Annotated in this window: 19 protein-coding genes and 4 pseudogenes; 21 read left to right on the top strand and 2 right to left on the bottom strand. The window is 59.4% G+C overall.

Annotation, left to right across the window (positions count from 1 at the left end; all coding sequences use genetic code 11):
• Positions 1 to 19: 19 nt before the first annotated feature.
• The 17 genes and pseudogenes from nifH (at position 20) to NKJ94_RS28365 (ending at position 16404) form a co-directional block, all read left to right on the top strand.
• The gene (gene nifH, locus NKJ94_RS28285) at positions 20 to 913 is read left to right on the top strand and encodes a nitrogenase iron protein (protein WP_023801970.1); all 894 of its coding nucleotides are present in this window, start codon (positions 20 to 22) and stop codon (positions 911 to 913) included.
• 98 nt (positions 914 to 1011) lie between these two features.
• Positions 1012 to 2514: a nitrogenase molybdenum-iron protein alpha chain gene (gene nifD / locus NKJ94_RS28290; RefSeq protein ID WP_352529817.1), complete on the top strand. Its 1503-nt coding sequence runs from the start codon at positions 1012 to 1014 to the stop codon at positions 2512 to 2514.
• Positions 2515 to 2641: 127 nt separating this feature from the next.
• The gene (gene nifK, locus NKJ94_RS28295; protein WP_352529818.1) at positions 2642 to 4183 is read left to right on the top strand and encodes a nitrogenase molybdenum-iron protein subunit beta; all 1542 of its coding nucleotides are present in this window, start codon (positions 2642 to 2644) and stop codon (positions 4181 to 4183) included.
• A 56-nt stretch (positions 4184 to 4239) separates the two neighbouring features.
• Positions 4240 to 5730, top strand: coding sequence for a nitrogenase iron-molybdenum cofactor biosynthesis protein NifE (nifE, locus tag NKJ94_RS28300; RefSeq protein ID WP_352529820.1), 1491 nt, complete (start codon positions 4240 to 4242; stop codon positions 5728 to 5730).
• A gap of 9 nt (positions 5731 to 5739) precedes the next feature.
• Positions 5740 to 7122, top strand: a complete 1383-nt coding sequence (gene nifN / locus NKJ94_RS28305) for a nitrogenase iron-molybdenum cofactor biosynthesis protein NifN (RefSeq protein ID WP_352529822.1) — start codon at positions 5740 to 5742, stop codon at positions 7120 to 7122.
• On the top strand, positions 7088 to 7585 hold the full coding sequence (gene nifX / locus NKJ94_RS28310; protein ID WP_352529824.1) for a nitrogen fixation protein NifX: 498 nt from the start codon (positions 7088 to 7090) through the stop codon (positions 7583 to 7585). Before nifN ends, nifX begins: the two co-directional genes overlap by 35 nt.
• Before the next feature lie 17 nt (positions 7586 to 7602).
• Entirely contained in the window at positions 7603 to 8082 is a 480-nt protein-coding gene (locus tag NKJ94_RS28315; RefSeq protein WP_352529826.1) for a NifX-associated nitrogen fixation protein, read from the top strand.
• Between the two features lie 27 nt (positions 8083 to 8109).
• Positions 8110 to 8895 carry a response regulator transcription factor gene (locus NKJ94_RS28320; RefSeq protein ID WP_352529828.1) on the top strand — a complete coding sequence of 262 codons (786 nt, stop codon included), beginning with the start codon at positions 8110 to 8112 and terminating at the stop codon, positions 8893 to 8895.
• Between the two features lie 100 nt (positions 8896 to 8995).
• On the top strand, positions 8996 to 9883 hold the full coding sequence (locus NKJ94_RS28325; protein WP_352529830.1) for a universal stress protein: 888 nt from the start codon (positions 8996 to 8998) through the stop codon (positions 9881 to 9883).
• Positions 9884 to 11011: 1128 nt separating this feature from the next.
• Entirely contained in the window at positions 11012 to 12181 is a 1170-nt protein-coding gene (locus NKJ94_RS28330; RefSeq protein ID WP_352529832.1) for a TlpA family protein disulfide reductase, read from the top strand.
• A gap of 317 nt (positions 12182 to 12498) precedes the next feature.
• Positions 12499 to 12976: pseudogene (locus NKJ94_RS28335) on the top strand (NifX-associated nitrogen fixation protein).
• A gap of 25 nt (positions 12977 to 13001) precedes the next feature.
• Positions 13002 to 13205 carry a CCE_0567 family metalloprotein gene (locus tag NKJ94_RS28340; protein WP_352450788.1) on the top strand — a complete coding sequence of 68 codons (204 nt, stop codon included), beginning with the start codon at positions 13002 to 13004 and terminating at the stop codon, positions 13203 to 13205.
• Positions 13202 to 13519 carry a ferredoxin III, nif-specific gene (gene fdxB / locus NKJ94_RS28345; RefSeq protein ID WP_352529834.1) on the top strand — a complete coding sequence of 106 codons (318 nt, stop codon included), beginning with the start codon at positions 13202 to 13204 and terminating at the stop codon, positions 13517 to 13519. Before NKJ94_RS28340 ends, fdxB begins: the two co-directional genes overlap by 4 nt.
• 29 nt (positions 13520 to 13548) lie before the next feature.
• The gene (locus NKJ94_RS28350) at positions 13549 to 13872 is read left to right on the top strand and encodes an exopolysaccharide production repressor protein (RefSeq protein ID WP_352529836.1); all 324 of its coding nucleotides are present in this window, start codon (positions 13549 to 13551) and stop codon (positions 13870 to 13872) included.
• Between the two features lie 337 nt (positions 13873 to 14209).
• Positions 14210 to 15210 (top strand): annotated as a pseudogene (locus NKJ94_RS28355) (1-aminocyclopropane-1-carboxylate deaminase).
• A gap of 326 nt (positions 15211 to 15536) precedes the next feature.
• Positions 15537 to 15899, top strand: a complete 363-nt coding sequence (locus NKJ94_RS28360) for a hypothetical protein (RefSeq protein WP_352529838.1) — start codon at positions 15537 to 15539, stop codon at positions 15897 to 15899.
• 313 nt (positions 15900 to 16212) lie between these two features.
• A complete protein-coding gene (locus tag NKJ94_RS28365; RefSeq protein ID WP_352529858.1) occupies positions 16213 to 16404 on the top strand; it encodes a hypothetical protein in 192 nt (63 codons plus the stop codon).
• Positions 16405 to 16570: 166 nt separating this feature from the next.
• Here NKJ94_RS28365 and NKJ94_RS28370 read toward each other — a convergent pair whose 3' ends face one another.
• On the bottom strand, positions 16571 to 16690 hold the full coding sequence (locus NKJ94_RS28370; RefSeq protein ID WP_352529859.1) for a tunnelling fold family protein: 120 nt from the start codon (positions 16688 to 16690) through the stop codon (positions 16571 to 16573).
• A gap of 358 nt (positions 16691 to 17048) precedes the next feature.
• On the opposite strand from NKJ94_RS28370, the gene NKJ94_RS28375 reads away from it, so the two are divergent.
• The 4 genes and pseudogenes from NKJ94_RS28375 to NKJ94_RS28390 form a co-directional block, all read left to right on the top strand.
• The gene (locus NKJ94_RS28375) at positions 17049 to 17309 is read left to right on the top strand and encodes a hypothetical protein (protein WP_352529840.1); all 261 of its coding nucleotides are present in this window, start codon (positions 17049 to 17051) and stop codon (positions 17307 to 17309) included.
• Complete coding sequence (gene ectB, locus NKJ94_RS28380) at positions 17306 to 18565, top strand: diaminobutyrate--2-oxoglutarate transaminase (protein WP_352529842.1); 1260 nt, start codon at positions 17306 to 17308, stop codon at positions 18563 to 18565. The genes NKJ94_RS28375 and ectB overlap by 4 nt, the downstream gene beginning before the upstream one ends.
• Positions 18555 to 19397, top strand: a complete 843-nt coding sequence (locus tag NKJ94_RS28385) for a 2OG-Fe(II)-dependent halogenase WelO5 family protein (RefSeq protein WP_352529844.1) — start codon at positions 18555 to 18557, stop codon at positions 19395 to 19397. Before ectB ends, NKJ94_RS28385 begins: the two co-directional genes overlap by 11 nt.
• 378 nt (positions 19398 to 19775) lie before the next feature.
• Positions 19776 to 19967, top strand: a pseudogene (locus NKJ94_RS28390) (integrase core domain-containing protein); the annotation flags it as partial.
• 266 nt (positions 19968 to 20233) lie between these two features.
• Here the strand turns inward: NKJ94_RS28390 and NKJ94_RS28395 are convergent.
• A pseudogene (locus tag NKJ94_RS28395) lies at positions 20234 to 21259 on the bottom strand (IS110 family RNA-guided transposase).
• Positions 21260 to 21272: the final 13 nt, after the last annotated feature.

The following is a 21272-nucleotide window of genomic DNA, read 5'->3' on the forward strand; positions in this document are numbered from 1 at the left end:
ACGAAGGAAGGAAAGCTACATGTCAGGTTTGCGTCAGATCGCCTTTTACGGCAAGGGCGGCATCGGCAAGTCCACCACCTCCCAAAATACGCTCGCCGCCCTTGTCGACCTCGGGCAGAGAATCCTCATCGTCGGCTGCGACCCCAAAGCCGACTCCACCCGCCTGATCCTGAACGCGAAGGCGCAGGATACGGTCCTGCACCTCGCGGCAGAGGAAGGTTCGGTGGAAGACCTGGAACTCGCGGACGTGCTCAAGGTCGGCTACAAAGGCATCAAATGCGTGGAGTCGGGCGGCCCTGAGCCGGGTGTCGGCTGCGCCGGCCGCGGCGTGATCACCTCGATCAACTTCCTCGAGGAGAACGGTGCCTACGACGATGTCGACTATGTCTCCTACGACGTGCTCGGGGATGTGGTGTGCGGCGGTTTCGCGATGCCGATCCGCGAGAACAAGGCCCAGGAAATCTATATCGTCATGTCCGGCGAGATGATGGCGCTCTATGCCGCCAACAACATCGCCAAGGGGATCCTGAAATACGCCCATTCGGGCGGCGTTCGACTCGGCGGCCTGATCTGCAACGAGCGCCAAACCGACCGCGAGCTCGACCTCGCCGAAGCGCTGGCTTCCAGGCTCAATTCCAAGCTCATCCACTTCGTGCCGCGCGACAACATCGTCCAGCACGCCGAACTCAGGAAGATGTCTGTCATCCAGTATGCGCCGGACTCCAAGCAGGCCGGGGAATACCGGGCGCTGGCCGAGAAGATCCATGCCAATTCGGGCCAGGGCACCATCCCCACCCCGATCACCATGGAGGAGCTCGAGGACATGCTGCTCGACTTCGGCATCATGAAGACTGACGAGCAGATGCTTGCCGAGCTTCAGGTCAAGGAAGCGGCCAAGGCGGCCGCACAGTAACGACCGCTGCCGAACGAGGCGCGGCCTTGACCTGGCGCGCCTTTCAAAGAACGGCGCCTCGTTGGTGAGGCGTCACCCTGAACCTTGAAAGGGGTCCCATGAGCCTGGAATACGAGAATGACGGCGCCCTCCATGCGAAGCTTATCGAGGAGGTGCTGTCGCAATATCCTGACAAGGCGGCGAAGCGCCGCAAAAAGCACCTGAGCGTCGCAAAGAGCGGCGACGAGGCTGGCGAGGAAAGCGAGGTCCTTTCCGAATGCGAGGTCAAATCGAACATCAAGTCCATCCCCGGAGTGATGACGATTCGCGGCTGCGCCTATGCCGGCTCGAAAGGCGTGGTGTGGGGTCCAGTCAAGGATATGGTCCATATCTCGCACGGCCCGGTCGGCTGCGGGCAATATTCCTGGTCTCAACGCCGCAACTACTACGTCGGAACAACGGGCATCGACACGTTCGTCACGATGCAGTTCACGTCCGATTTCCAGGAGAAGGATATTGTTTTCGGCGGCGACAAGAAGCTGGAACGGATCATCGACGAGATCGAGGAACTGTTTCCGCTGAACAAGGGCATGACCGTGCAATCCGAATGTCCGATCGGCCTGATTGGCGACGACACCGAAGCGGTGTCCCGCAACAAGGCCAAGGAGCACGAAAAGACGATCGTGCCGGTGCGCTGCGAGGGCTTCCGCGGCGTCTCGCAATCACTCGGCCACCACATCGCCAACGACGCGATCCGCGACTGGGTGTTCGACAAGAAGGACGTCGAGTTCGAGGCCAGCCCGTACGATGTCAATGTGATCGGCGACTACAATATCGGCGGCGACGCCTGGGCTTCGCGCATCCTGCTCGAGGAGATGGGCCTGCGCGTGGTCGGCAACTGGTCGGGCGACGCTACGCTGGCCGAAATAGAGCGAGCGCCGAAGGCCAAGCTCAATCTCATCCATTGCTACAGATCGATGAACTACATCTGCCGGCACATGGAGGAAAAGTATGGCATCGACTGGATGGAGTATAATTTCTTCGGCCCCTCCCAGACCGAAGCCTCTCTGCGCAAGATAGCCAAGCATTTCGGGCCGGAAATCGAGGCCAAGGCCGAGGCGGTCATCGCCAAATACCGGCCGTTGGTCGATGCCGTCATCGCCAAGTACCGGCCGCGCCTCGAAGGCAGGACGGTGATGCTCTATGTCGGCGGGCTGCGCCCCCGTCACGTCGTCACGGCATATGAGGATCTAGGCATGGTGATCGTCGGCACTGGCTATGAATTTGGCCATAACGACGACTATCAGCGTACCGGCCATTACGTGAAGAAGGGCACGCTGATCTATGACGACGTGACTGGTTACGAGCTGGAGAAGTTCATCGAGGGGATCCGTCCTGATCTCGTTGGCTCCGGCATCAAAGAAAAGTACCCCGTCCAGAAGATGGGCATACCGTTCCGTCAAATGCATTCCTGGGATTATTCCGGCCCGTATCACGGCTACGACGGCTTCGCCATCTTCGCCCGCGACATGGATCTGGCCATCAACAACCCGGTCTGGAACCTCTACGACGCCCCCTGGAAGAAAAAAGCCGAGCCGTCGGCGGCGATCGCAGCCGAATGAAACCCGGCCTCCCGGAAGCCGGGAGGCCGTTGAACGCCTGTGGCCCTTTGTCCGCGGGAGACCTGAAACGTTTCGACGTCCCTGTGCCGCCGTATGGCGCGGCCAGATGGAGAAGAGGTAACCATCCATGCCGCAGTCGGCTGAAAAAGTTCTCGACCACGCGCCCCTGTTCCGCGAGCCGGAATACAGGCAGATGCTCGCCGAGAAGAGGCTGAATTTCGAATGTCCTCACCCGGACCAGGTCGTTACCGACCAACGCGAATTCACCAAGACGTGGGAATACCGCGAAAAGAACCTCGCTCGCGAAGCGCTTGTCGTGAACCCCGCCAAGGCCTGCCAGCCGCTCGGCGCGGTGTTCGCGGCTGCTGGCTTCGAGCGAACCATGTCCTTCGTTCATGGCAGCCAGGGCTGCGTAGCTTATTACCGATCGCACCTGTCGCGCCATTTCAAGGAGCCTGCTTCGGCAGTTTCCTCCTCGATGACCGAGGACGCGGCAGTGTTCGGTGGCCTGAAGAACATGGTCGACGGGCTCGCCAACACGTACCAACTCTACGACCCGAAAATGATCGCCGTCTCGACCACTTGTATGGCGGAGGTCATTGGCGACGACCTGCACAGCTTCATCGAGAACGCCAAGGACGAAGGCTCGGTCCCGCGCGACTTCGACGTGCCCTTCGCCCACACGCCGGCCTTCGTCGGCAGCCATGTCGACGGCTATGACGTTACGATCAAGGGCATTTTGGAGCACTTCTGGAAAAGCAAGGAGCGAACGGAAGCCGAGGGAACCATCAACATCATTCCGGGTTTCGACGGCTTTTGCGTGGGCAACAACCGGGAACTCAAGCGCCTGCTCGATCTGCTGGGCGTGTCCTATACCTTAATCCAAGACGCCTCTGACCAGTTCGACACGCCGTCGGACGGCGAATACCGCATGTACGACGGCGGCACCGAGATCGAAGACGTGAGGAAGGCACTCAACGCCGAGGCGACACTTTCACTACAACATTACAACACCCGAAAAACACTCGAGTATTGCGAGGGGGTAGGGCAGGCGACTGCCTCGTTCCATTACCCGCTCGGAGTCCAGGCGACCGACGACTTCCTGATGGAGGTCTCCGCGATTTCCGGCAAGCAAATCCCCGAGACAATCCGCCTGGAGCGCGGCCGACTTGTTGACGCCATGGCGGACAGCCAATCCTGGCTGCACGGTAAGAAATACGCCATCTACGGCGATCCGGACTTTGTCTACGCCATGGCCCGCTTCATCATGGAGACGGGCGGCGAGCCGACCCATTGCCTCGCCACCAATGGCACCTCGGCATGGGAAGCGGAGTTGAAGGAACTGCTTGCATCATCGCCCTTCGGCAAGGATGCTCAAGTCTGGGCGGGCAAGGACCTCTGGGCGATGCGCTCGCTGCTCTTCACCGAGCCGGTGGACCTGCTGATCGGCAACTCCTATGGCAAGTATCTGGAGCGCGACACCGGCACGCCGCTGATCCGGCTGGCGTTTCCGATCTTCGACCGCCACCATCACCATCGGTTTGCGCTCATGGGCTACCAAGGCGGGTTGCGCGTCCTGACGACGATCCTCGACAAGATCTTCGACAAGCTCGATCGCGACACAAGCGAGACGGGCGTGACGGACTATTCGTATGACCTCACCCGCTAAGCGTGACGGTCGGCTTTGGCCGGCCGTCTTCCCGAGGGACTTTGGAGACCAACGCAATGTCCTTGCTCAGAGCCAAAATCCAGGATGTCTTCAACGAGCCCGCCTGCGAGCAGAACCGCGGCAAGGATGCCAAGGCGCGCAAAAAGGGCTGTTCGAAGCCACTGACCCCCGGGGTGGCGGCCGGCGGCTGTGCCTTCGATGGCGCCAAGATCGTGCTGCAGCCGATCACCGACGTTGCGCATTTGATCCATGCGCCGCTCGCCTGCGAGGGCAATTCCTGGGACAACCGCGGTGCGGCTTCGTCCGGGCCAACGCTGTGGCGCACAAGCTTCACCACCGATCTCACCGAACTCGATGTTGTGATGGGGCAGGGCGAGCGGAAGCTCTTCAAAGCGATCCGCGAGATCAAGGAAGCGTATGGGCCGCCGGCTATCTTCGTCTATCCGACCTGCGTCACGGCGCTGATCGGCGACGACATCGAGGCAGTCTGCAAGCGCGCTGCGGAAAAGTTCGGCCTACCGGTGGTGCCGGTCAATGCGCCGGGCTTCGTCGGCTCCAAGAATCTCGGCAACAAGCTTGCCGGCGAGGCGTTGCTCAAGCATGTCATCGGCACGGTGGAGCCCGACGATGCCGGCCCTTACGACATCAACATTCTTGGCGAATTCAACCTCTCGGGCGAATTTTGGCTGGTGAAGCCGCTGCTGGATCGGCTCGGGATCCGGGTGCGCGCCTGCATTCCGGGTGACGCGCGTTACTTCGACATTGCCTGCGCGCACCGCGCCCGGGCGGCTATGATGGTGTGCTCGACCGCGCTCATCAATCTCGCGCGCAAGATGGAGCAGCGCTGGGACATCCCGTTTTTCGAGGGCTCCTTCTACGGCATCACCGACACCTCTGAAGCGCTCCGACAGATATCTCAGCTGCTCGTGAAGAAGGGTGCCGATCCGGAGATCCTCGGCCGCACCGAGGCATTGATTGCAGAGGAGGAGGCGATTGCGTGGAAGAAGCTCGCGGCCTACCGGCCGAGGCTCGAAGGCAAGCGCGTGCTGCTCAACACCGGCGGTGTGAAGTCCTGGTCGGTCGTCCATGCGCTGATGGAGATCGGCATCGAGATCGTCGGCACCTCTGTCAAGAAGTCGACCGTCGAAGACAAGGAGCGCATCAAGCAGATCCTCAAGGACGACAACCACATGTTCGAGCAGATGGCGCCGCGCGAGCTTTACGCCATGCTCTCAGAACACAAGGCCGATATCATGCTGTCGGGCGGGCGCACGCAATTAATCGCGCTGAAGGCCAAGACACCCTGGCTCGATATCAACCAGGAGCGCCAACATCCTTACGCCGGCTATGACGGCCTGGTGGAACTCGTACGCCAGATCGACCTCGCCATTCATAACCCGATCTGGCGCCAGGTGCGGGAGCCGGCACCATGGGATTGCCAGCCTGCGGTGAGGGAGGAACTGCCGCGCACGAAAAGCGAGACCGCGACCTTGCGTGCTGTCCAGGAATTCGCCGGCACGACGGCCGGTAATTTCGGCGAGTGTTGAGGAGAGCCGATGGTCCGCATCCTTCCCAAGACCAAAGCGGCGGCGGTCAATCCGCTGAAGTCATCGCAGCCATTGGGTGCCGCATTGGCCTTTCTTGGCGTCGACGGCGCGATGCCGTTGTTCCACGGCAGCCAAGGCTGCACCAGCTTCGCCCTCGTGCTCTTCGTGCGGCATTTCAAGGAAGCCATCCCCCTGCAGACAACGGCGATGGACGAGGTGGCGACGATCCTCGGCGGGGCAGAGCATCTGGAAGAGGCGATCCTCAACCTCAAGGCCCGCACAAAGCCAACGCTGATCGGGGTCTGCACGACGGCGCTGGTGGAAACCCGGGGCGAAGACTGCGCAGGAGATATCGCCGATATCAGGCTGAAGCGCACGGAAGAACTCGCGGGTACCGAGGTGGTGCTAGCCAACACACCGGATTTCGACGGCGCGATCGAAGAGGGCTGGGCCAAGGCTGTCACCGCGATGATCGAAAGGATTACACGGCCCGGCGAGCAGGCGCGGCAGTCGAAGAAGATCGTGATCCTGCCTGGCTGGAACCTCACTGTGGCTGATATCGAGCATTTGCGTGAGATGGTTGAAAGCTTTGGACTGAAGCCCGTGATTCTGCCGGACGTCTCCGGCTCGCTCGACGGTACGGTGCCCGACCGCTGGGTCACGACCACCTATGGCGGCACCAGTGTCGAGGATATCCGTGAGCTTGGCACGGCGGAGCAATGCATCGTCATCGGTGAGCATATGCGCCGCCCGGCCGAGCTGCTGCAGAGGTTGACGGGCGTGCCTTACGTGCTGTTCCGGTCGCTGACTGGACTGAAGGACGCCGACCGGTTCGTCTCGCTGCTGTCCACGGTTTCGGGCGCGGTGGCGGCGGCTGGGGTGCGTCGTCGCCGGGCGCAGTTGCAGGACGCGTTGCTCGACGGACATTTCCACTTTGGAGGCAAGAAAATTGCGATCGCTGCTGAACCAGACCAACTCTACCAACTCGCGAGCTTCTTCATCGGAATGGGCTCCGAAATCGCGGCGGCGGTCACCACGACCGACATGTCGAAAATTTTGGAGGAAGTACCGACGCAGTCGGTTCAGATCGGCGATCTCGGCGATTTGGAAGCTCTTGGCGCCGGCGCTGATCTTCTCGTCACCCATTCCCATGGCCGCCAGGCGGCGCAGCGCCTCGGCATTCCGCTCATGCGGGTCGGCTTCCCGATCTTCGACCGGCTCGGCAGCCAGCACAAGCTCACAATCCTCTACCAGGGGACCCGCGACCTGATCTTCGAGGTCGCCAACACTTTTGAAGCCAACCGGCACGCGCCGACGCCCGAGGCGCTTCATCCACTCCGTAAGCGAGAAATGCCAGATGAGCTCCGTTCGTCGCCTCTCGCTCGTCACTGACGAGGTTCACGCACCGACGCCGGAACGCCAAGCCGGCGCATTGCGCGTGGCGATCGCCACGCAGGACATGAAGAACCTCAACGCCCATTTCGGTTCAGCCAGGCGCTTTGCTGTCTACGACGTGACGCGCGAGGAGTGGAAGCTCGTCGAGGCCGTGGCCTTCGATGACGTTTCGGACGAGAGCGGCAAGCACCCAACTGAGGGCGATGACCGCATCACCCCGAAGGTGGAGGCGCTGAAGGGATGTCATCTCCTGTTTTGTCTGGCGATCGGCGGACCTTCGGCAGCCAAGGTTGTTTCTGCAAAGATCCATCCGATCAAAGTGCCGCAGCCCCAGACCATCCAAGAGGTGCTGTTGCGCACGCAGATGATGCTCAGGACGTGTCCTCCCCCTTGGCTGCGCAAGGTGCTGGCGCAGGCAGGTGTCGCCGAACACAAACCGTCCTTCGAGGACGAAGACTGAAGTGAGGAGTGGGCGAAATGTCTGACGCTGTGGTTAGCCCTGCTGTCGCCGAAGACGAGGCGGCCCTTGCCACCCCGTTCGTCAAATGCCTCGTGCGGCTGGTCCGGGCTCATGATTCGCACGGGTCTTGGGAAGGCAAATCGGACGCCGAGCTGCTGGGCGACTTCATCAACACCAGGGAACAGCGCCGTGCGATCCCGATCATCGGCGATCCCGATCCGGACGTGCTGTGGAGGCTTGAGATGTTTTACACCGCCGTCGGGCTTGCGATCCAGGAGCGCTCCGGCCTGATGGCATCGCCGATGATGGAGATGAGCCATGAGGGCTTCGGGCGCGTGCTTCTCACGGCCGGGCGGTTGGTCGTTCTGTCGAAGACCCTGCGCGACGTCCACCGGTTCGGCTTCGAGACGTTCTGGAAACTCGCTGCGGCCGGTACCAAACTGGCCAGCGATGCCACCGCAGCCATTGAGGCTCATCCCGAGGTGGCGCGGGCATGATGGAACCGATTTTCGATCAAGGGGATCATGTCAGGCCTTGAGGACATGCGATGGCCAGCCCTCTCAATCGAGGCGGTCGAGGCCGATGTGGTTCTTGGGGTAGCGCTGATGAAGCCACTGGTCCTGATCTGTTCGCAAGATGCTGAGTTGTATCTGTTCCTCAGCCACATTCTGGGGGTGGACGGCTTCACGAGTGAGCCGGCGGGTGGCGTGGACGAAGCTCTCGAATTGGCCGATGAACGGGAGATCCAGGCGGTCGTGCTGGACTGCGGGCCGGCAACCGCGACAGGCTCCACAATCTGCGCCCGGTTCAAGGGGGAGCCCCGGACCGGCGGCCTGCCTGTAATTGCGCTGATCGCGCCCGGCGCCGAGAACCAGCACCTCAATCTCTTGAAGGCTGGTATTGACGAGAGCTTTGTGCGGCCCTTCGCGCCGGCCAAGCTGCTTGACTGTCTACGGATGAAGCTGGCGCTGCCAAAGCCGGGTTCCAACGGGATTGAAAACGGCGGCTGGATCTCGTGTGGCGACCTTGAGATAAGGCTCGATGCCCACCGGGTTCGGGGTAATGGCCACGAAGTCCACCTTGGGCCGATCGAGTTCAACCTGCTGCGGCTTTTGCTTGAGACTCCCGGCAAGGTCTTCACCAGAGACGAGCTGATCAGCGCGGCCTGGCCGGCCAATATTCATGTCGGTGTACGCACCGTGGATGTCCATATCAGCCGGCTCAGAAGGGCGCTGAAGGCGGCCTCCCCCTCCAGCGTCATTCGTACCGTCAGGTCTGCCGGCTACTCGCTCGAGTGGCCGGACGGGTGAATAGATAACCGATGTGGTGCCACTTCCGCCCTGCTGAGGGCAAGTCTTGCGGCTTCGAAACGCGCCGGCAGGTACGACATATTCAGAAAGAAGCAGTCAAATGGCTTTCAGAAGCGTACTCAGTGTGACGGGAGCTGACCACTCCAATCAGGATGTCAGAACAGCTGCCAGCTTGTGTGCCGAAGTCGGCGCGTATCTTTCCGTACTGGTGATGTCGCCTCCGCCGCTCATTATGCCGTCTCCGCTGCTCGGCGATGGCATCCCCGAGTGGCCTGGACAACGCGCACAGGCCATCGCCAGACTGGACAAACGGTTTAGGCAGATCGAAAGATTTTCACACGACATGGTCAGACTGGAAACGACATTCAGGGAAATTCACAAGCTGCTGAGAGCCAGGTGGCGGTGCTATGATGTCGATATTGCCAACTGCGATCAGGCCAGCGTCGGTGACGCGGTGCGACAGCGGGCGCTCTGCAACGACCTGACAATCGTCGGCCCCGCACTTCTCAACGACATTAACCTCGGACCCCTTGTTATCAACGGCAGCCTGTTCGATACCGGGAAGCCGTTGCTTGTCGTGCCGGAGGGCGCTGAGGCGACTCTGTCGCCACAGCGCGTGCTGGTCGGCTGGGATTCGCGGGCCGAGGCGTCCCGCGCGGTTCGGGAAGCGCTGGATCTGCTATCCGCCGCTGAGGAAGTTCGTGTCGCCCTCGTCGATCCTGTGCCGACCTGGACCGGAAGCGGCGCCGAGCCGGGAGCCAACGTCGCTGCCTATCTCACTCGGCACGGTGCTCGGGTGTCGGTTGACCTGCTGCCGAGTGCCGGCAAACCGGTGGCCACGGTGCTCGCGCAGCACGCAATCGACACGTCTGCCGACATGATAGTCATGGGCGCTTACGGCAGCCGCCGGCTGCGCGAGTGGCTCTTCGGTGGCGTGACGAGATGGATAGTTGGGAAGCCGCCATTGCCGCTGTTTTTGGCTCGCTGACGGGTTCCGAAGCAGCACCGACGCTGTTCGAAGCTCTACTCACTGGGTCACTATCCTGAGGCCAAGTCGGAGAAAGATCGTGGCAAACCTGCAAGCTTCGCGAAGCTTCTCGGAGCCAATCTGCACCCGCCGCCCGAGAACATCCGCGCGCGCCTCTAGACTAACGCGCGCGCGGGATGGTTCTGCTCGCCCGAGGTTGGTCCGTGATGCTGAGACCAACGGCCGGGCAGAGGTATGGGCAGTCCTCACTGCAGCCACGATCACGGCGCAGGTCGGCGTCAGGTCAAAAGAGGGTCGTTCAGCGCGACCGAGTTCGGACCCGTAGCGGCATCCTATGCGCGCTATCGTGGCGACCGAGTGGTCTTTGGCCGGTCAATTCCGACAACGCTCACATTTACACCAGGCGGTCACTGTAGGGCTTGTGCACAGGGACACAGAACGACAAAAGCAGGTTCACCGGGCCGGCGCATGCCGGCACTCATCCTGGCCCTCTTCGTCACGATCCTCATCGTCAATCTGGTGATGACGGTACTCGCGACCCGCAGCCGGACATGACCGGCTTCGAAGAACTCCGGTGTCGCGAGCCAGGAATTCAATCGCAAAGCGGAAGAGGTAGGGCAGAGGCGATGCTCGGGTGGAGCGGCCCCTGCAATCGCAATGGCGTTCCGCTACCAGCTGAGCGACCGAAACGGCAAGAAGCTCAAGCAAGGCTTGAGGCGGACGATGATCACGAGCCTGACGGTAGCCAACGCAGTCATAATGTCCATCACGTCCCTCAGCCGAATACCCTGTTGAGTCGTCCGTGGCCACGCTTCTCGGGCGACGCGAAGCGCGTGGTGCGTGTTCAAGACCTGACAGTGGCAGAAAACATGTCGCGTCCAATACAACCGGCTATCTTGGGCACCCCGGAAGTTTTTTAAGGTGTAATCAAGCGTTTACTGCGCGCTGAGCGCGTTGGCACGCCCTTTGCGAATTGAGAGTCAGCAACACTGAGTGAAGGCTGACTGCACGCAGATGCGCAAGACGAGCGATGCTCTACCTTCCTTGAACCCTCGTTCCCCGTCTCAAAGGGGGAACAAGCCTGCGCATAAGGTCACGCAACCTTTGGCAACAGCTTTGGAGAGCAAAATGGTGTTGCGGATGGGGTCACCGGCTCCTTCGATCAAAGTGGAGGACTGGCTGCGTGGCGAGCCTCTTGCGAACTTCCAGCCCGGCAAAGTCTATATCGTCGAATTTTGGGCAACTTGGTGCCGACCAGGTGTGGCGGAGATGCTCCATTTGATGCGGCTGCAGGAGAAATACAGGGACAGCGGACTTGAGGTCGTCGCAGTCGCGGCTGATGAAGCCGCTCCAACGGCCGTTGAGGCTCGCACCAAGTTAAACGCTTGGTTGACCGAAAAGTGCTCGCATCTGAACTATCGGATCGCGTTCGACTACCCAGGCGAAATGAACAAGCTTTGGAGGGAACCCAGCTTTTCTGTTGGGATTCCGACCTCGTTCGTGGTCGACCGAGACGGTCACATCGCCTTTATCGGTCATCCTAGCCAACTCGATGAGGTTTTGCCAAAAGTGCTCAACGGCAGCTGGCGCATCAGCGATAAAGCTAAAGCCGCCGATACGGAGCGGATCGCCACAAGCGAACCCATGGCGCGCGAACAAGCGTTGAAGCAGCCGATCGATGACAGATTCTGGGCGGCGGTGAAGTTAGAAGACTGGAAGACGGCGCTCTGGGCGATCGAAGAGGGCATCGCCTTGATGCCCGACGACATCAATTTCCGCCTGGCTCATGCACACCTGTTGCTTCACAAAATACAAGACATGTGGACCGGCTTGCCCGTGATGCGCGAATTCGTGCGCGACGCGATCGACAAGAACTCCCAGGATTGGATGGTTTTGGCGCTAGACCAGCTTTTCCATCCGGCCAATGACCATTCGCGCCTTCCCCCCGCTGAGCGCTTCGCGATGGGCAAGGAGCTGTCCGAACACATTCTGGCACTGAATCCCCCGCAAGGCGACAGCCCTAAGTTCCGGTCTTATCCCGCGGTCGCCCGGTACTATTACGAGAACGGCAACAACGATCGCGCGATCGAGTTGGTCGAACTGGCACTGCAGTCGCTGGACGGTCCGGAGCCTGTCCCGGACGAATTGAAAGAGCACCTTCTACCGGATTTGCTGCAGGCCCTCGCCACCTACAGGGGTGTGAAGGTTTGTGACGGCGCTCTCTGTGCGGCTCCGCAAAACAATTTCCCGAACGTGCCAAAGCGCGGTCGGCCGAGGAGAAAAAACAAAAAGGGTTGATTGGTCGAAATGGATTACTGGCCAATTCGTCCATTTCCCTGGTGTGGCCGCAGCAAGGAGGGTCCATGCAGCACTTGGTCGATTGTTTGCAGCAGGATCGAGCCTCGAATCTTTATGACCTGTGGCCGCATTGCGGCGGAAATAATGTTCGACGCGAGTTCGCGTGGAAGACCTCGCAGTCGAGGAGGTGTTCAAGGTCGGCCACGGGGACATCAATTGCGTGGAATGGGCCGCCCCGAGCCGGGCGTCGGCTGCGCAAGGGTGCCCGAAGTAGGCGTCCCGAAAACAGGCAGCGTGCTTCGAGGAAGAGGACTGAAATTGAGGAGAAGGCGAAATGTCTGATACCGCGATCTGCCGAGAACGAGGCGGCGCTTGCCACGCCTTTTGTCAGATGCCTCGTGCGGCTGATCCGTGCTCAAGACACCTACGGCTCGTGGGAAGGCAAATCGGACGCCACGTTGCTGGCCGACTTCATCGTCACCAGAAAACAGCGTCCTGGGATGCCTGTCATCGATGATCCCGATCCTGACGTGCTGTGGAGGCTCGACATGTTCTAAACCGCCGTCGGGCTCGCGATCGAGGAGCGCTCCGGCCTGATGACATCGGCAATGATGGAGATGAAATTCACGAGGACTTGGGGCCGCATGCTTTCCACGGCCGGGCAGTTGGTCGTTCTGGCAAGACGTTCATCGGTTCGGCTTCGAGATGCTCCGGAAACTGGCTGAGGCCGGTGCGAAACTGATCGACGATGCGACCGCAGCCACTGAAGCCGGTCCCGGTGTGGCGCCGTCGTGATGAAACCGATTTCAAGGAAGGGTTTATGTCAAAGCTAGATGAAATGGGGAAGAAAGTCCGAAAGCTTCAGCTGCGCGCAGCAGTCGCCAAGATGAAATTGCGCGACCTTGCAGAGGATCTCCCGGGAAAATGGACGGAGATAGAGGACGTTGCCAAGGAAACGTCCGCCGTTTTTGCCGAGTTGGATGGTGCCAAGAGAGAGCTCGCTGCAATGAAGAATTTACGATGAGGAGCACATTCACCACCCGCGACGGCTCCGGATGGATGCCGGAATATCTCACCGCAATAGACGGCACGAGCTGCATCGGCTGCGGCCGCTGTTTCAAAGTCTGCTCGCGCGAGGTCATGCATCTTTACGGCGTCGATGACGCGGGTGAAACCCTCGGCGCCTGCGACGACGAGGATGACGATTTCGATGGCGAGCTCAATCGCATGATCATGGTCGTCGATCATGCCGGCCGCTGCATTGGCTGCGGAGCCTGCGCCCGCGTCTGCCCGAAGAACTGCCAGACCCATGTTGCGGCCGACCAGGTCGCAGCATGATCTGAGGAGACAAAACCAGGAGAACGGCGTTGCCCTTTAGAATCTTTTGTCGCGTCCTGGGGCTGGTGCTGTGCAGCACCGCACTGACTGTCTACTTCGCTTCTCATTCCATCGGCACAGTAGTCGTCACGACGCTGACTTGTTCGCTGCTCCTTCATCTCGCGTATTTCGCAAGCGTGCTCTTTCTGATCTGGCGGTCTGGCTTCGATAGCCGAGCTGGCCAAAGGGCTGAGCATTTCGGCAGTTGCAAGGAAGTCGGATCCGAGCCGCCAGACCTTGATGAGGTGACGAATGAATCCGCAGATTTGCTCCGGCGCGATCAAATGCTGGCCATATCGCTGCTGCTGCCTTGACGCCTCATGACAAGGTCAGTGCTCAAGATAGCGCCACTTTGGACCAACCATCAACATTGAGCAGATATTAGAAGGAATACTGTGCTTGAGAAGTCCATGGTGACCGCAATCCGGTCATTCTGGTTAATCCAGGAGATGCATTCTTGAATACCATACGCATTGGTAGCCTCTCGCAGTATGCCGGCGTGCGGTTGCAACTCTCAATGACGAACGAGGCGCTGGAATTAGTAATGGGACTCTTCGGCGTCCGATAACGCAGACGACCTCAAATCAAAGACGCCTCTAGAATGACTCGTGCATGGCTAATTCAGCTCCATCGCGTGTTGCCGGAGAGAAAATGCTGGGAAAGTTCGAACGCTATCCGCTCACCATTGGGCCCAGGCCCATCGAGAAGCTCGACCGCCTCTCCAAGCACCTGGGAGGAAAGGTGGAATCTACGCCAAACGCGAAGACTGCAACTCCGGTCTCGCGTTTGGCGGAAACAAGCTCCGCAAGCTCGAATACATCATCCCCGACGCGATCGCGTCAAATGCCGATACGCTTGTCTCCATCGGCGGCGTGCAGTCCAACCACACGCGGATTGGTCGCCGCGGTCGCCGCCAAGATCGGCATGAAATGTCTCCTGGTTCAGGAGAGCTGGGCACCACATGAGGACGCCGTCTACGAGCGGGTCGGCGACGTTCTCTTGAGGCGGATCATGGGAGCAGAAGTGCGCCTTGTCGACAAGGGCTTCGATATCGGCATCCGCCGCAGTTGGGAACAGCCGCTCGATGAAGTCAAGTCAAGGGGCGGCAGGCCCTACGCAATACCGGCCGGGGCCTCAGTTCACAAATATGGCGGGCTTGGGTACGTCGGGCTCGCGGAGGAGGTGCGCGCCCAGGAGAAACAGCTTGGGTTTGGATTCGACTACATCGTCGTTTGCACGGTCACGGGCTCGACGCATACCGCCATGCTCGTCGGATTCGCCAAGGACGGTCGACAGCGCAACGTGCTCGGTATCGATGCCTCCGCCACCCCCGCCCAAACCAAGGCGCAGGTGCTAAGTATTGCCCGGGATACTGCAAGCTCGTCAAGCTTGGCATGGAAATCGTCGAGGATGACGTGGTGCTGCTCGAGGGGTACGCGTCTCCCGGCTACGGCCTTCCGTCCGAGGCAACGAAGCAGGCCATCCGCCTGTATGCGCGGCTTGAGGGATCATTGCCCGTCTACGAGGGCAAATCCATGCAAGAGATGATCGACCGTCCAGAAAGGCTTCTTTCCAGAGGGATCGGGGTGCTCTATGCGCATCTCGGCGGGCCGGCCATCAACGGGTACAGCTACACCTTCCGTAACGGCTGACGCTCGACAGATTGCGATTTCGCCGTCCTGGCGTGCCGGCGAAGCGCCCAAAGTAGGTGCGAGGGCCGCCCAGCAAACCGAGGGAGCCGGCGGTTGATTGCCGCCCAACGCGAAGTTGACTGAGTTCATTTGGAAAATTTTGATCGAAGGATATTTGCTGAAGAATCGAAAATCCGCTGAGAGTGTTATTATTGAAATATTAGAATACTAGTTGATAGACCGGTACATAAGAGACATAATTCGATATTTCTGGCAAGCTAACCAAAGTTCCATAAGATTAAAAATTCAGGATTGGCCAAGAGCGCCAGAAAAGTGGAGGCATATCGATGATCTTACAGGAATTGGGCTCTGCCATCCCGGGCGGCAGGGTTTTGGAAATAACGACAACCACCGGCTGCATCGTCGGATGTTCTTATTGTCCGCAGGACAAGTTCGCCCATCGGCAAAGAGCGGTCTCTCATGTAAAGCATCTTCGTCTTGAAGATTTCAAGCGATGTCTGGCGCGCGTTCCAACTTCCGTCGACATTAGTTTCGCCGGGTACTCCGAGCCTTGGCTCAATCCGGATTGCACCGAAATGGTCGAGCACGCTTACGCCAGGGGCCATGGCATCCGGATTTTCACGACGCTTGTAGGAATAAGGGGCTGGATCTACACCGCTTGCAAGCGCTGCGCTCAAGGGTATTCGTGATCCATGTTCTCGATGAGGCGCATACATGAATAGCCGTCTCGTCGGAGACAATTATCTCGCTTTGATTCGTCAAGTGGTCGACACAGACATTGCCTCAATTCGGTTTGTAGTCCTGGGCGAGGTCCATCCCGATATCGTCGAGATAATCCCCGCCGACGCGCTAGTTCGCGCGCGGCCTCTGAGCAGCAGGGGTGGAAGCGTCGATCCGAAGATCGTCGAACCACGGCAGCCAGTCGTCGGAGCGCTGACGTGTGTTGACGGACGGCAGTATCGGAATGTTCTTCTCCCAAACGGTGACGTTACGCTCTGCTGCATGGATTTTGAACGGCGCCACGTATTGGGCAATCTTCTGCGCGACAAATACGAAGATCTCTTTGAAGGGTCAGTCTTTTGTCGAAATCGTCGACCGCATGAATGGGACGGATGGTTTTCTGCTTTGCAGGATGTGCGAATATGCCCATGCAAAGGCGTCCGCATGCTGATTGGGGGCCGGCGAACCGCCTGAAAGCGGGGCCGGAGCGAATGTCGATCCTCTCGACGCTGCATAAGGCGGGCCGCCTCCATCTGCCTCGCGTGAACCCGGTCGATGCAGTCTAGCCCCCTACTTTTACGCGGCTTCGACCGATCCTGTGGTCGCATCTCCCAGCACGAAGCTGTCTGGTAAACTTTTATTAACCTAAAAGGGGGAGAACCGGCTTAGTCTGGCCCCACATACACATTGTAATATTCTCCGCAGTCGGCTTTTCGAGACCCTGATCCTCATTCAGGCAGAATTGGTCGAGACGCTTCAGAAGCGGTCCGAAAGCAGCCCCGACATCGAAGAACGCCGATCATCGCCGCTACGCCGCTCGCTCGCTACAGCGCTGTTGAGGGCGCGCTCGCGAGCGGCTTCACTACCGCCGAGGTACACCACCAGCCGGGGCGATGGTTCGTGTTGCTGCCGAAGCGGCCTGCAACACCTTAGCATGCTGCTGCATGGCAGAAGCGCCTATCACCCACGAGCCGGTGCTAGCGCTGACTTTGATAGGATTGGCACTGCGTTTCGCCGGGTACAAGCAGGTGCGTCAACTACCAAATGCCGTAGTATCGACGCCCCCCGGAAAACTCTAGAACTGAGTTCGTTCCAACGCATAGACGAGAGATATCGCCGTGCAGAGCAACGTGACTACGGTAGAGATTCCGAAGTGCGTCAGTGCAGCAGTTGAGCTGCCGCGCGAGTCCGGTCTCCCGGACCTTTTTGAGGAGCGTGTCGGCATTACGACCACATTCCTGGGAAGTCACGACCGTCCAAAGTTCCGCCCGGACCGTTCCGATCTTCAAGTGAAAATTGAAAACAACCGCAACAAACCAAACGCATTTAATCACTTGCTCGTTGAAGGCGGCGCGACACGCAGAGGGACCCTGAAATGAACACCGACGTTTTTACGACTTATGAGTCTAACGTTCGTCGCTACGCGCGGTCGTTTCCCACAGTCTTTACGAAAGCCCTTGGGGCGACAATCTGGGACGAGGCCGGCAACCCATATATCGATTTCCTCGTAGGGTCCGGCGCCCTCAATTACGGACACAACAACCCGAATATTATTGCACCAGCTATCGAATACCTGGTTGGCAAGAACATTCTTCTATCGCTCGACATGTATACGGTGGCAAAGCGTGAATTCATTGAAGTGTTTGTGGATTCGATCCTGAAGCCTAGAGGCCTTTCCTACAAAATACAGTTTCCTGGGCCGACCGGCACAAACGCTAACGAAGCGGCACTGGCCCTGGCGCGAAAATATACCGGCCGCTCAAGCGTCATGGCCTTCACAAATGCGTTCCACGGCATGTCGCTCGGCTCCCTGGCGGTGTCGGGTTCGGCGTCAACCAGGGAACTGGGCGGCGTTGCTCGCCACGATGTGATCCGTGTCCCCTACGACGGCTACCCCACGCAAGCTTTCGATTCCGCTAGCTACATCGACTATGTTTTAGGGGACCCGGGGAGCGGCATAGAAAAGCCAGCCGCAATCATTCTGGAGACTATCCAGGCAGAAGGCGGCCTGAACACTGCATCTGCAGCATGGCTCACAGAAATTCAGCGCATTTGCCATGCGCACGGCATCCTCTTGATCGTCGACGACATTCAGGCAGGTGCGGGACGAACGGGCGATTTCTTCTCATTCGAGTTCGCGAAGATCGACCCCGACATTGTATGCCTTTCGAAGTCCCTAAGCGGTTCAGGTAGTCCGTTCTCCATTGTTCTGATTCGCCCCGACTTGGACATTTGGAATCCCGGAGAACATAGCGGGACCTTCAGAGGCAACAATCTCGCCTTCGTGACTGCAAGGGCCATGTGCAAAATGTGGTCCGGTAGGCAGTTTACTGCAGGCGTCGAGCGGACAGCCGTAAAACTGCAAAGACACCTTGATCGCCTCGTTGCCAAATTTCCCAAGTGCATCGAACAAAAGCGCGGCCGCGGTCTGATGGCCGGCCTCAAGTGCCGTTCGCAGGCCGTTGTCGGCCGTGTGCACGATGTCGCATTCAAAAATGGCCTGCTGATCGAATCTTCAGGACCAAATCGCGACGTCATCAAAGTCCTCCCACCGATAACCATCACCGATGACGAACTCGATCATGGCATCGCCATCCTTGATCACGCACTAAAGGAGCAAGCCAATGGAGACTAATCAAGTATCCAAAGCCCCAGCCATCTCGCCTGTCGAGATCAGAGAACGAACCGGCTCGATCAGCACTGCGGAGATCATCTCAGTCCTGAAAGGTGAGATCACCGCTCTGCACGTCAAGCAAGCTTTCAGTACGGAAATAGCGGAAGAAATCACTGCGAACTTTGTTGACAATCCCGGTCGCAGGGAGCGTAAAGATGGGGTGCCCGGACAATATGTCGGCGCATCCCACTACAGGAACGATGCAGCCAGCTATTTCGCAGAGGCGGAAACTGCGCGACCGTACGTCGATGCCCTTTTTGAGAATTTGGTTGATCCAGTCCGCGCATTGTTCGACGCCTTGAAGCGCAAGCTGCACAAACAGGGCATTGAATTGCGGCTGGCCCGTTCGGAGCACGGTCAGGCTAATGTTTGTCGCGCTCTCAGTTGGTCTGGCAGCGGCACATTCTCCTTAGACCCCCACGACGATGTCGCTCAAGTCCTATGTGCTGGGAACGATTACGAGCTTTCTGCGGTGGCGCACAACACCGTCGCAGCACTCAACTTCTATCCCAGCATGCCCGAGGAAGGTGGCAATCTGCGGCTCTGGAGCCATAAGCCGACAGTCATCGACCGAAAGTCTCAAGGTGTGGAGACTACGGGATATCCCTATTCGGCAGCCTATCTCGAGGGCGTTCCTTGTCGCGACTTCCAGCTCAGGGCGGGGGATATCGGCCTGATCGATGGCGGTTTCGTTCACGGGGTCACCGGTCAATCAGGCAACGGCAAGCGTCGCCTTGTGTTGAACAGCTTTTTCGGGTTTGCGCGGCCGGATCTTGTTCTCTGGTGGACCTGACGTCGGATGTCGTAGCGACTGAGCGGCTTCCGCCGGCAGGGCAGTTAGGGCCTCGGCATCCGTCGTAACGGGTGATTGCCGGGACTAATTTTCTCCGCGACGATTCCCGTTGCAAAGGAGACAAAGCATGAAGCAGGGGTCAATCTTGTCACCGCCAATTGAATCTCTTCGAGCGCAACCCCCCCCGCTGATCGAGGCGAATGGTTGCTGGTTCGATCTCCGTGGGTTCCCTGTTCGGTGAGAGTGGGATCATCATACGGTTCCCGTTCAGAAGCGGGGCAGTCTTCCCCCATCAATGGCGGACCCGCAGTCGCGCCCGCAGGCATGAAGGAAAGGATGCGCTCGCCTTCTGCTGTGCGCCGATGAGCCAGCTCCGAATGGATGGACGACTACAACATCGCGAGGCCTCACTCCTCGCTCGGCTACCAGACCCCGGCGGCTTTCGCCGAGATCCTCAACGCAACCGGCTCCGACGCTGCGCTCATTGCAGGCTTCGCGTCCGCGCCGGTTGCTCAACCCGCGCCATACGGCGTAACAGAAGCGGCCGAGGCTCTAATCGCCACTGGATGAAACTTCAGTGGCATGTATGGACGGCCTCCGCGTGGCAAGGGCTTTCTGACATTGATGACAGGTCGGTCGGGTGCAGGCATGTATTCGGCCTTTGAGTGCGGCGTGTTCATGCCGCTGGCCCTGATGAAGTCCGCGGATCGGATCCCAGACAGGTCAATGCGCTTTTTGAGCGGCACCCACTGAGCGGGTTTGTCCGATCCCGGTTCGACCGTCCACCTTCAAACCATCAGCACCTCACCAATTTCTGCGTATCCTCTGCGACTACGTCACGCTGCCGGCGAAGTTGCGAAGCGCTTGCCCGTAGTCATCAGCGCCCAGACGATCCGCGCCATCGTCTTCGCAAGAGCAACGGCGACGACATTATAGGGCTTCTTCCTCAGAAGCTCGGCAGCCCAGCGGGTAGGCGCTGCTTTGCCCTTGCGGCTGAACCTGAGGACGGCATGTGCGCCAACTACAAGCAGTCGACGGATATAGGGATCGCCCTGCTTGCTGATCCGGCCGAGCCTATCCTTTCCTCCGGACGAGTTCTGTCGCGGCACGAGGCCAAGCCACGCCGCGAGTTGCCGGCCGGATTTGAACAGGGAGGCGTCTGTGACGGTTGCAACGATCGCGCTGGCGGTGATTGGACCGATGCCGGGGATCGTTTCCAGTCGCCGGCTCAGTTCATTCGAGCGGTGCCAGTCTTGAATCTGATGATCGAGCTCACGGACCTTCTAGTGCGCCGCCCGTAGCTGTTCGACCAAGGGAACAAGCGCATCCCGGGCAAGCGGGGGGATAAGCTCGTTATTCTCGTCTTCGGCGAGCCCGATCAGCATCCCGACGCCGGCAATGCCCTGGCGCGTCACAATCCCGAACTCGGCCAGATGGCCGCGCAGCGCGTTCACCAGCATGGTCCGCTGTCGGACCAGAAGCTCACGAACTCGATGCAACATCAGCACACTTTGCTGTTCCTCGCTCTTCACCGGAACGAAGCGCATCGACGGCCGCGTCACCGCCTCGCAGATCGCCTCCGCGTCCGTCGTGTCATTCTTCTGTCGTTTGACATATGGCTTCACATAGGAGGCTGGCATCAGCCGGACCTTATGACCCAGCCCCATGAGAACGCGGGCCCAGTGATGGCTCGTTGCGCAGGCTTCAATGCCGATCAGGCATGCCGGCAAAGACGCAAAGAATGGGACGACATCGTCACGACGCAACTTCCGGCGCACAACCACCGCGCCCTCCGCGTCCACGCCGTGCACCTGAAAGACGTGCTTGGTGACATCCAGACCAATTGTGCTAACCTTCTCCATGGACGGTTCTCCC

Origin of the sequence: Mesorhizobium sp. M0060 (assembly GCF_040323155.1) — a bacterium.
Classification (GTDB): domain Bacteria; phylum Pseudomonadota; class Alphaproteobacteria; order Rhizobiales; family Rhizobiaceae; genus Mesorhizobium.